This is a genomic window from Streptomyces vulcanius (assembly GCF_042653945.1).
In the GTDB taxonomy this organism is placed as follows: domain Bacteria; phylum Actinomycetota; class Actinomycetes; order Streptomycetales; family Streptomycetaceae; genus Streptomyces; species Streptomyces mangrovi.
This window is the reverse complement of sequence record NZ_JBHSFK010000038.1, coordinates 107,776-118,799: the sequence shown is the minus strand read 5'-3', so window position 1 is coordinate 118,799 and position 11,024 is coordinate 107,776. Positions and strand designations below refer to the sequence as shown.

7 protein-coding genes are annotated in these 11,024 nt (G+C 72.7%); 3 read left to right on the top strand and 4 right to left on the bottom strand.

The annotated features are described in order from the left end of the window. The coding region (locus ACFPIH_RS41975) for a 2-isopropylmalate synthase (RefSeq protein ID WP_381183228.1) at positions 1-1,015 on the bottom strand (1,015 nt) is incomplete at its 3' end. A gap of 363 nt (positions 1,016-1,378) precedes the next feature. On the opposite strand from ACFPIH_RS41975, the gene ACFPIH_RS41970 reads away from it, so the two are divergent. Beyond that, entirely contained in the window at positions 1,379-2,851 is a 1,473-nt protein-coding gene (locus ACFPIH_RS41970; RefSeq protein WP_381183226.1) for a VMAP-C domain-containing protein, read from the top strand. A gap of 411 nt (positions 2,852-3,262) precedes the next feature. Then, complete coding sequence (gene fxsT / locus ACFPIH_RS41965) at positions 3,263-7,255, top strand: FxSxx-COOH system tetratricopeptide repeat protein (RefSeq protein ID WP_381183225.1); 3,993 nt, start codon at positions 3,263-3,265, stop codon at positions 7,253-7,255. Between the two features lie 132 nt (positions 7,256-7,387). Here the strand turns inward: fxsT and ACFPIH_RS41960 are convergent, their stop codons facing one another. The 3 genes from ACFPIH_RS41960 to ACFPIH_RS41950 all read right to left on the bottom strand — a co-directional run bounded on the left by ACFPIH_RS41960 (position 7,388) and on the right by ACFPIH_RS41950 (position 10,650). Next, a complete protein-coding gene (locus ACFPIH_RS41960; RefSeq protein WP_381183223.1) occupies positions 7,388-9,205 on the bottom strand; it encodes an aKG-HExxH-type peptide beta-hydroxylase in 1,818 nt (605 codons plus the stop codon). A 20-nt stretch (positions 9,206-9,225) separates the two neighbouring features. After that, positions 9,226-9,393 (bottom strand): hypothetical protein, encoded by a 168-nt coding sequence (locus tag ACFPIH_RS41955; RefSeq protein WP_381183222.1) that lies wholly within the window; start codon positions 9,391-9,393, stop codon positions 9,226-9,228. A 135-nt stretch (positions 9,394-9,528) separates the two neighbouring features. Continuing rightward, positions 9,529-10,650, bottom strand: coding sequence for an effector-associated domain 2-containing protein (locus tag ACFPIH_RS41950; RefSeq protein ID WP_381183220.1), 1,122 nt, complete (start codon positions 10,648-10,650; stop codon positions 9,529-9,531). A 197-nt stretch (positions 10,651-10,847) separates the two neighbouring features. On the opposite strand from ACFPIH_RS41950, the gene ACFPIH_RS41945 reads away from it, so the two are divergent. Next, positions 10,848-11,018, top strand: coding sequence for a hypothetical protein (locus ACFPIH_RS41945; protein ID WP_381183218.1), 171 nt, complete (start codon positions 10,848-10,850; stop codon positions 11,016-11,018). Positions 11,019-11,024 lie beyond the last annotated feature (6 nt).

Here is an 11,024-nt window from a genome sequence, read left to right as displayed (position 1 = left end):
GGTTGCAGTACTCCCACGTACGGCGGATCTCGTCGATGTCGGAGAAGTCGATCTGCGGGTCGACGCCCTGGGAGAAGAGGTTCATGCCCAGGGTGACCAGGTCGACGTTGCCGGTGCGCTCGCCCTGCCCGAACAGACAGCCCTCGACGCGGTCGGCGCCGGCCATCAGCGCCAGCTCGGCGGCGGCCACGGCCGTACCGCGGTCGTTGTGCGGGTGGACGGAGAGGCAGACGTACTCGCGGCGCGACAGGTGCCGTGACATCCACTCGAAGCGGTCCGCGTGCGTGGACGGGGTCGACCGCTCCACCGTGGCGGGCAGGTTGAGGATGATCTCGCGGCCAGGGCCCGGCTGGTAGACGTCCATCACCGCCTCGCAGACCTCCAGCGCGAAGTCCAGCTCGGTGTCGGTGAAGATCTCCGGCGAGTACTGGTAGCCGAACTCCGTCCCGGGGCCCAGCAGCTTCCCGGCGTACTCCATCACCAGGCGGGTGCCGTCCACGGCGATGGCCCTGACCTGCTCGCGGGTGCCCCGGAAGACGACCCGGCGGAACACCGGCGCGGTGGCGTTGTACAGGTGGACGGTCGCCCGCCTGGCGCCCTTCAGGGACTCCACGGTCCGCTCGATCAGGTCCTCACGGGCCTGGGTCAGTACGGAGATCGTGACGTCGTCCGGGATCGCGCCCTCTTCCTCGACGATCGAGCGCACGAAGTCGAAGTCGGTCTGGCCGGAGGCCGGGAAGCCGACCTCGATCTCCTTGTAGCCCATGGCGACCAGCTGGTCGAACATCCGGCGCTTGCGCTCGGGCGACATGGGGTCGATCAGGGCCTGGTTTCCGTCCCGCAGGTCGGTCGACAGCCAGCGCGGGGCGACGGTGATCCGGTTGTTCGGCCAGCTGCGGTCCGCGATGTCGACGGCCTCGTACGGTCTGTAGCGGTGGGTCGGCATCGAGGTCGGGCGCTGTCGGTTGTCCGCGGCGGTGGGTGGCGCGGTACGGCTGACCGAGGGGTCGGACATGCGGGACTCCGTGCTGTGCTCGTCAGTGGCGCTGAACGGTTGCCGCGGGCGGATCCTCGGGGTGTGGATCCTCTGGGTGCGGAGGGGGTGCCGTGCCGTAACACGCGTCCCGTCGGCCGATTCTGACGTCGTGTCGCAGCGCGGGAAACGGAGCGGGGCATTCGCTGCCTCTCGTTACAGCGCACTGTGTCTGCGCGACCAGTGACCGGCCCCTTGCCATCTCGAAGGCACCTCGGCGCCGTCGTACACCATCGCCGTACCCGTGGGCCGGTGACCGTACATTTTCCTGCCCATACCCGGTCCCGGGCCTTACCCTGGTCGGCACGGTCGGAGAACCGTGTGGGCTGTCTGGAGGGCGACGGGGTGGGAGAGCGGAGTCTGGAGCGGGTCCGCAACGAGCTGGCGGTGTCCATCGCGGACGCGTTACAGCGCTCGGGCACGGTGGGACAGACGGCCGGCCGGGAGGTCTGGCGCGACCTGCTCTCCGGCGAGCTGGGCGTGCCGGTGGAACCGCTCACCGGGGACCGGCTGCGGCCCTGGCTGCTGAGCGTGGTGAAGACGTGCACCGGTGTCGGCGACGGCCTCGCCTGTCTGGTGCGCTCCCTGGAGTACGTGGAGCAGGAGTCCGCGACGGTCGCCGAGCTGTGGCCGCTGGTGGACGAGTGGGAGGCCGTCGACTTCTTCAACCTGGCGGACCTGCGCGCGCTGCGGCCCCACCTCCAGGCGGTGGGCTCCGCGGACCTGCCGGCCATGGCCCGCCGGGCCAGCCGGTCACGGGTGCAGGAGCTGCCCTCGTGGTGCCGTACGGCGTGGCAGGTGTTCCTGCGGCTCGCGGGGGAGAACACCCCGCCCGGTGAACTGCCGCCGAGCATGGCCTTCCTCTCGCTGTGTGCCGAATGGCTGGTGGAGGAGGGCCGGGCCGACGCGGCGGAGCGGCTGCGCCGCTTCAACCGCGACCAGGCCGAGGCGCTGGAGGCGCAGACGCTGCTGGCGGACTGGCAGCAGTCGGAGTTCCTCCAGCCGGAGCCGTCGCTGGTCCCCGCCTATCTGCTGATCCAGTTCGAACCGGACCGGGTCGAGGCGGACCGCTACTACGTGTCGCACTGGCGCCAGTCCGACTCCGACGGCTGGCACCCGGTGCGCGGCGAGACCGTCCACCGGCGGCGCGAGGAACTGCCGGCCGTGGTGGAAGGGCTGCTGGAGGAGACCGAGGAGCGGTGGGCCGACCTGCGCCAGCCGGTCATCCTGGAGTTCGTCCTGCCGTGGGAGCTGCTCAACGAGCCGGTGGAGTGGTGGTGGAAGGAGTCCTCCTCCCCCTCCCCGACGCCGCTCGCCCTGGACTATCCGGTGGTCGTGCGCAGCCTGGAGCGGCTCCAGCGGGCCGCCTGGCACCGGCCCTGGCACACCAAGTGGCGGGAACTGAACGAGCGCCCGGCGGACAGCCACCCGCACTGGAGCCGGCCGGTGTCGGACGGGGCGTACTTCTTCCATCTGGAGCGTGAGCTGAAGGAGGACCGGCACGCGGTGTGCCTGGTGCTCAGCGAGCCGCCCGGCGACGACTCGGGCACCGGGCGGCGCGAGGTGCTGGCCGGGCTGCGGGCGGGGGTGCCGGCGATGATCTGGCATCGGAACGACTGCTCCGACCCCTCCTTCCAGGACGCCATCGGGGAGATCCTCCAGGACCGGGGTCTCGGCAGCCTGGAGGACCGCGTCCGGAAGTGGCGCAAGGAGGCTCTGGCGCTCGGTCCCGGCAGCTGGGACCAGCACATCGGCAGGCATCTGGCGATCCTGCTGGACGATCCGGACCGCAAGCCGACCCCGCCCGGGCCGGTGTAGGCCGCCATGCGGTCCAGCGGCGGTACCGGTGGCCGGTCGGAGGCCGGCACCGGTCCGTTAACCGGAACGGCCGAAGAGATACCCGGAACGGCCGAAGGGGTCCCCGGATCGGCCGAAGGGGTCCCCGGATCGGCCGAAGGGGTCCCCCGAACGGCCGAAGACGCGTCCGGAACGGCTGAACACGCACCCTTGCGCGGTACTTGCCGCGGTGCCACGCTGTTACGGCTGCGTGTCCGTTTGTCGTCCCCCTCCTTCTGGCCTGCCGCCTTGCACGCCGGGCAGACCGCTGACAGGCTGGGCGCGTGGAAGTCACGCATGCCCTGCGGGGCCTCCCCTCGTTCTTCGCAGCGACCAGTGGCCGTGGACGCTCAGAGAGTGCTTATGCGGTGTGACGATGGTTCACGATCAGCGATGGCACCGACTTCTGACGATGGGTCCCTCGAGGCGGCGCTGGAGGCCCTGAGCGGACTCGCCACCCCGGACGAGGCCGGGCGTCGTGCCGTCCTGCTGGTCGTGGACGACCACATCACCATGCGGGTCTGGGATGCGTATATCGGCCAACTGGCCGACGCCATCGCGGACTTGGCCGGTCTGGGGCCGGTGACCACCACCCGGCTGCTGTGCTCCGACGACACCGAACCCGACCGCGTCGAACTCGCCGACCCGCCCGCCGCCGGAGACGGCCACCGGGTGGTGCTGGTGCTGACCGACGGCCTCGCCGCGGGCTGGCGGTCCGACGCGGTGCTGCCGCTGCTGCGCGAACTGGGCCGGGCCGAGCCGCTCGCGGTGCTGCAACTGCCGCCGCAGCGGCTGTGGTTCCGTACCGGTCTGGACGTCCACCGGATGCGGCTGAGCGCGCCGCGCCCCTGGGCGGCCAACAGCGAGCTGCGCTGGGAGCTGCAGACCTCCCCCCTGGAATCGGTCGACGACACCCCGGCCTCCCGCGTCGGAGCCGTACCGGTCCCCGTCCTCGAGGCGACCGCGCGGTCCCTGTCCGGCTGGGTCGGCCTGGTGACCGGACGGGCCCCGCAGTGGGCGGAGATGTCCGGCGTCCGGGCGCGCGAGTGGAAACGGCGGACCGACGCGGCACGGGCCGTACCGTGGATCGAAGACGTACCCGACCCCGCGAGCGCCGTACCCGCCAGGGACCGGGTCTCGGAGTTCCGGGCCGCGGCCTCCCCGACCGCGTTCGCGCTCGCCACCCGGCTGGCGGCGGCCCCGCTGACGCTGCCGGTGCTGACCGCCGTCACCGCCTCCGTGCCCGGCGCCGGACCGGCCCACCTCACCGAACTGCTGATGAGCGGACTGGTGCGGCAGGCCGGCACGGAGAGCGACCGGACGGCCGACGTGGTCTTCGCCTTCGGCCCCAACATCCGGCAGGAGTTACTGGCCCTGTCCCGGCGCCGGGACACCGTGCGCGTCCTGCACGACGTGCGGGCGCTGGTGGCGGCTGCCCCTGTCCCCCAGGGTGAGGAGCCGGTCCTGCCCGACACCGGCGGGCCCTTCGACACGGCTCCGGTACCGCCCGTCACCGACCGGAACGTGGCCTTCCTGCGCGTCGAACTGGCCGCCCTGTACGCCCTCTCCGGGCGCTTCCTGCCACGCGCCGAGGAACTGCGCAGAGCGCTGCGCGAGTACGACCGTCAGAACTCCGTCAGCCTGCGCAAGGGCGAGGTCCGCAGGCCGGCCAGGACCACGGATCCGGACGGCGCCGGGTCGGCGACCGGGGCCGGGGCCGGGGTCGGCGTTTGGCCGCAGCAGGAATCCGCACCAGCCCCCAGGGGGTCCGGGACACCTTCAGAAGGAGCCACGGCCATGTCGACCACGCAGCAGACCACGGTGGGCAGCGGGCACTCGGCGCAGCCGCGCGTGTGGGGCAACATCCCGCCGCGCAACCCCAACTTCACCGGCCGCGTGGACCTTCTCGAACGTCTCGACGCGCGTCTCCAGGAAGGCACGACGACCGTGCTGCCCGAGGCGATCCACGGCATGGGCGGCGTGGGCAAGACCCAGCTGGCGATCGAGTACGCCTACCGCCACCAGTCCGAGTACGACATCGTGTGGTGGATCCCCGCGGAGCGGCCCGGCCAGATCGGGCAGGCCCTGGTGGAACTCGCCCAGCGGCTGGGACTGGTCAGCAGCGGCGAGGCCAACATCGCCGGACCGGTGGTCCGTGAGGCGCTGCGCGCGGGACGGCCGTACTCCCGCTGGCTGCTGATCTTCGACAACGCGGACAGCCCCGAGCGGGTGCGGGAGTACTTCCCGGCCGGCCGGCCCGACAACGGCTCCGGCACCATCCTGGTGACCTCCCGAAACCGCCGCTGGGGCCAGGTCGGTCCCTCCCTGGAGGTGGACGTGTTCACCCGGGAGGAGAGCAAGGAACTGCTGCGCCGCTCGGGCCCGCACCCCAGCGACCTCGACGACGCCGACGCCGACCGGCTCGCCGAGGCGCTCGGCGACCTGCCGCTCGCCCTGGAGCAGGCGGCGGCCTGGCGCAAGGAGACCGGCATGCCGGTCTCGGAGTACCTGCGCCTGTTCGAGGACAAGCGCAGCGAACTCCTCGCGGTGTCCCCACCGCCCCCCGGCTACCAACTGCCGGTCGCCGCGGCGTGGAACGTCTCGCTGGACCATCTGAAGGTCCGCAGGCTCTCCGCGCTGCGCCTGCTCCAGCTCTGCTCCTACTTCGCCCCGGACCCCATCTCGCGGTCCATCTTCTCCGGCCTCGGCGGCAGCCGTATCGACCCCGCACTCGACCGGATCCTCAACGATCCGATGGCGCTGGCCCTCGCGATCCGGGAGATCAACGGCTACTCCCTGGCCCGCATCGACCACCGGACCAACTCGATCGAGATGCACCGCCTGGTCCAGGCCGTGCTGAAGAACCAGATGACCGACGAGGAGCAGAGCCGCATGCGCAACGGCGCCCACACCTTGCTGGCCGCCGCCGATCCCAAGGAGCCCAGCCGGCCCGAGCACTGGCCGCGGTACACCGAGCTGTACGGCCACGTCATCGCGTCGGACGCCGTCACCTCCGACCAGGCATGGGTCCGCGGGCTCGTCATGAACGTCGCGAACTACCTCTGGTACTGGGGCGACCACAAGGTCGCCTGCGAGTTCACGGAGAAGGCATACGAGACCTGGCGGGCGAAGTTCGGCGAGGCCGAGGCCATGACGCGCCAGATGGCGTGGTGGCTCGGGTTCCTCTACCTGAAGGTGGGCCGTTACGACGAGGCGTCCGAGGTCGTCGCCCGGCTCAAGGAGGTCTACGCCCACATTCCGCCCGAGGACGAGGAGGCCACCCGGGAGGACGTGCTGGCGGCGCTCAACCTGGAGGCGGCCGTACGGCGGGTGCAGGGCGACTTCGCGGCCGGTGCCGAACTCGACGAGACGGCGTACGACCGGGCGCGCCGCGACTTCCGCCCGGACGACCCGGTCACGCTGGGCAGCGCCCACAACTTCGGGGTGAGCCTGCGGCTGGTGGGCGACTTCCGGCGGGCGCTGGAACTCGACCGGGAGACGCACGCGATGAAGACGCGGCTGTACGGCCGGGACCACCAGCAGTCGCTGATCTCGGAGGCGTCCATCGCCATCGACGTGCGCGAGACGGGCGACTACGTCGGCTCCCGCTCGCTCCAGCAGGCGGTCTTCGACGCCAACCGGGCGATGGTCGGGCCCGGGAACCCCACGACCCTCCAGACGCTCCGGCAGCTGAGCGAGGCGTGCCGCAAGGAGGGCGACCCGGTGGCCGCGCTGACGATGGCGCAGGAGGCATTCGACCAGTTCAACCGGCGCTACGGCCGTACCCACCCGGAGACCCAGACGGCCGCGCTCGCGCTGTCCGTCGCGCTCCGGCACAACGGTGAGCTGGAGAAGGCGCGGGAACTCGGTGTCGAGGCGTCCGGGCGGTTCCGGCGGCTGTTCCGGGAGGACCATCCGCATGTGCTGGCGGCCGATGTCGACCTGGCCGTGACGCTGCGTCTGCTGGGCCGGGCGGCGGAGGCCAGGGAACTGGACGAGGCGGCGCTGACATCGCTGGAGGGGCGGCTCGGAGCGAACCATCCCATCGCGCTGGCCTGCGCCATCAACCTCGCGAGCGATCTGAGCGCCCTGGGCCGGACGGCCGAGGCGCGGGAGCTCGGCGAGCGGACCCTGGAGCTGTGCCGGGAGCGGCTGGGCGAGGACCACCCCACGACGCTGGTGTGCGCCTCCAACCTCTCGCTGGACCTCGTCGCCATGGGCGAGGAGACCGCCGGGGAGGAACTGCGGGCGGACACGCTGGCCCGCCTGCGGCGCGTGCTGGACGGCCCGCGTCTGCGCTCCCCGGAGCCCGCCCCGCACCCGGCCACGATCCAGGCGGAGGCCCGGGAACGAGCCAACTGCGACATCGATCCGATGCCCCTGTGACCCCACCGCGCTGACCCCCGGGCGGCGCGGGGTGGGTGCAGGTGCCGGCGGTGCGGCCGCGGGGATTTCCGCGTGCCCGCCCGTGCGTCTTGCCGGATCCGGGGCATCGAGGCGCCCGCGTGCGCGGGGGTGTCAGGTGGGGTGGGCGGCCAGCCAGGTGGAGAGGTGGAGGGGATCCGGCGGGGTGCCGGTGGCTTCGGTGACGGCCTGGTGGAGCATGCGGGCCTGTTCGGGGCGTTCGCGCAGGAGGCGGGCCGCCGGCGGGTGGGTGCCCGTCGCGGTGAGGGCCTGGCCGAGCCCGGTCCAGGCGGCGGCCCGCTCCGGTTCCCTGGCCAGGTGGCCCAGGTAGGCCCGCCGGGCCGCCGTCGCGTCGCCGGACGCGAGCAGCGCGTCGCCGGTCAGTGCCCCGGTGACGCGGGCCGCCGCCTTCTCGGGTTCCTCACGGACCGGGCGGCCGTCGTCGGCTCCGGCGAGGCGCTGGCGGAAGAGCATGGCCAGGCTGTCCAGCCAGCGCGCGGAAGGGGCGGGCACGATCTCGGGTTCGGCGGTCAGGGAGCGCGGCGGCGCGCTCTCCCCGGCGAGCCACGCGTCGACCGCCTCCGCCACCGCGGACGGCGCGGGACGCAGATGATGGACCCGCCAGCGGGCCGCGTGCTCGGCGGCGCACAGCCGGGCGGCCGCCGCCTGCTCCTCGGGCACGGGTTCGGCCAGCCACCGCGCGCAGTGGTCGTGGAGCGAGCCCAGGACGGTCCGGCCGACCGGGGTGAGGCGGGGGTGGTCGTGGACCTGGGCCAGGGCCGTCGCCACCTGCTCCCGCCACAGGGCGAACTCGAAGTGCGCCAGGGCACTGTGCCGCCCGGCGGCGCCGCGGTGGCTGCGCCAGAAGCCCGCGATGCCGAAGAAGGCGTAGATGCCCTGGAGGAGGCCGTCCAGCGGGCGGGGATCGTCGCGCCAGGGGGCGTACCACAGCTCCGGGGGGCCGTCCGGCTCCTCGGTGACCAGGGGCGTCAGGTGCAGCAGGCCGCCCAGCTTGGTGTGCTGGAACTCATGGACGAGCGTGACGGCCAGCTGGACGGCGTCGTCCGGCTCCGAGGCCTCGACCCCGCCGAACGCATCCCCCGACGTCACACTGCGTGGCCGAAACCTTTCCCTTGCCGGGGTGGGCGTCAGGGAGAGCAGACCTCGCCGCATCGCCGCGGCGGTCCCGGGCCGGTCCCGCTGGAGTACCGCCCAGGCCTCCTCCAGCCGGTGCTCCCACTGCTGTGCCGCGTCCTCCGGCAGCGGGCGCGGTTCCGTCTGCCGCGGATACGTCCGGTAGGGGTCGAGGTCGTCCAGCACCATCGTCCAGCGCTGCTCCGCCGGGCCGATCCCGAGCCGACGTTGTGGGTGCCAGCCCGGCGCGCGGGAGCCGTGCGGCAGGGGCAGGGGCACCGCCGTACCCCCGGCCTCCACCCGGGCGGTGCCGCCCTCGGACCGGACGACGGCCCGCGTCCAGGGCTCGCTGCTCGGCAGCACCGCGCAGCCGAGCGTCGGCAGGACCACCCAGCCGTGCCGGACCGGCACCTCGACGGCGAAGTCCAGCCCCGCGCGCAGCCCCGCCGCCGCCGCGAGACAGGACAGGTGGCCGAGGACCACCCACAGCGGAGGCCCGTCCTGCGGGGCTGTTCCGCGGATCCGGCGCAGGGCGGTGACCAGCCACATGCCCGTCTGGGGATACATGAGCACGTCGTCGACGACGTCGGGTGCCCGGTGCTGGGCCGCGCTCAACAGGTCCCAGCCCGGTTCCAGGTCGGTGGCGTCGTCGAGCATCCGCAACAGCAGCAGCCGACGGCTGCGTTCGGCGCCGAGCAGCAACTCCAGGGTGGCCGGACCGCCTTCGCCGCAGGCCAGTTCGGCCAGGCTGTCCAGGGGCAGACGATGACGGGACAGCGACGGCTTCTCGTCAGGCATGGGCGGCGGCCCCGGTGTCGTCAGTCGAACCGCTCCGCCGGGTTGAAGTCGCTGACGCTGGCCTGTGGCATGTCGATGCGGCGCAGCAGTTCCTCCAGCGACGCGGCGAGCACCCGACCGTCAAAGGAGCGCAGCGTTTCAAGAGATACCCCCGCGAGGTCTACTAGGTCGGACTCGACGGCGGCCACAGAGGGCTCCATGACGGTCAAACCCCTTCCCCCGGCTGATTCGTGGATGTGGGCTGCACACATACCCCGGCATCCCCCAGATAATGGCCCGCCGGGCACAGAATGAAACCCCGGGGGCGCCAGGGCACCGCGATATCAGGTCACCGCGCGATGACGCCGGGCCAGCGCCGCCGCCTCCCGGTCCATGCGGGCCACACCCTCCGAGTCGCCCTCCAACAGCCTTACGGCTTCCAGGAATTGGTCCAGCGTCCCGCGATAGCGCAGACAGGTGCGCAGGATCCCGAACACATCGGGGCGCAGGGAGTCCGAGCGGGGGCTCGTCGCGGCGATCGAGGGGTCGATGCCGGACAGGACCAGGTCGAGGGTGGTGCGCCGGGCGACGGTGGGCAGCGCGACCAACGCGCCCGCCAGCCCTCCCAGTTCACCGAGCGGCAGATCGGCGGGCAGCCGGGTGAGGGACAGCGGGGACCCGGGCGTCTCGCCGGGCGGGCCGGAGCGGTCCAGCCCGGCGGCGGACAGGGGCAGTCCGGCGCAGGCGTGCAGGGTGGTCAGTTCGGTCCGGCTCAGCAGGGTGTACCAGCGGCTCACCCGGACCGCCGCGAGCCGGCCCAGGCCGTCCGACCGGTGGTGGGCGCTCACCAGACCGACGAGCCGTCCGCCGTGCCAGACGGCCGCGCCCGACATGCCCTCCCAGGGGGAGTGCCGCGGCTCCGGGTCGGCGGCGGGCGGCGGGACCGCCAGTTCCAGCGTCCCCTCCCGGCGGTTGGAGAGCACGGAGGTCAGTCCGGTCGCGTGGCAGGAGTCGCGGAACCGGGAGGGCGAGCCGTCGTCCGACGGACGCGTCGGGTCCGTGCGCAGTTTGAAGCGGGGGAAACCCAGGGCGCTCCACGGCAGATGGACGTCCTCGTCCGGCAGGTCGCCGTAGACCGGGGGCTCGGCCGGTGCCGCGTGCGGGCCGGGCGGCGGTGCGTCGGTGATCTCCAGAAGCGCCACGTCCGCCTGGTCGGAGGCGAGGACGACCGCGGCCCGCGCGGTCCACTCGTCGCCCCGGTCCGCCTCGAACCGGACCCGCGCGGCGCCGTCCCGTACGACGTGGGCGGCGGTGAGCACCCAGTGGGACCCCACCCGGTAGCCGGACCCCCGCCGTCCGGACCCGTTCGCCCCCGCACCCGAGCGGACCAGCACCTCCGCCACGCGGAGCGGGTCCAGTCCGGCACCCGACTCCCGGGCCGGCGCGAGGCGATCCGCTTCAGTCACGCACACGTTCTTCCCCGTTCCCGCCGCGGGGTCACCCAATTCGGGAAGATTCCGAGCGGTTTGCGGCTCGCGGTACGGGTGATGGACTAGAGTCGACCAAGTGGCATGAAAACCGCCGAAAAGGTGGTTTTCTATCACATTACTTTTCACAGCACGCTTACGTGTACTGAACACGTGTACTACTCAGGGACGGCACCATGGAGAAGTCGGGAGTCGAGTCCGAACTGGTCGACCTCAGCGGGGTCCCGCTGGACGCCTGGCCCGCGCTGGACCTCCCGTCGGCCGACGCCTCCATGCGCCGGCTGCTCGCCCGCATCGACGACGCCACGAGCAGCCTCGGCGGCTACAACCCCCAGCGCGACGGCTAGCCCACC

Coding starts and splice junctions, on each gene's coding strand:
- fxsT (WP_381183225.1), top strand. CDS start 3,263: ATGGCACCGACTTCTGACGATGGGTCCCTCGAGGCGGCGCTGGAGGCC.
- ACFPIH_RS41960 (WP_381183223.1), bottom strand. CDS start 9,205: ATGCCTGACGAGAAGCCGTCGCTGTCCCGTCATCGTCTGCCCCTGGAC.
- ACFPIH_RS41945 (WP_381183218.1), top strand. CDS start 10,848: ATGGAGAAGTCGGGAGTCGAGTCCGAACTGGTCGACCTCAGCGGGGTC.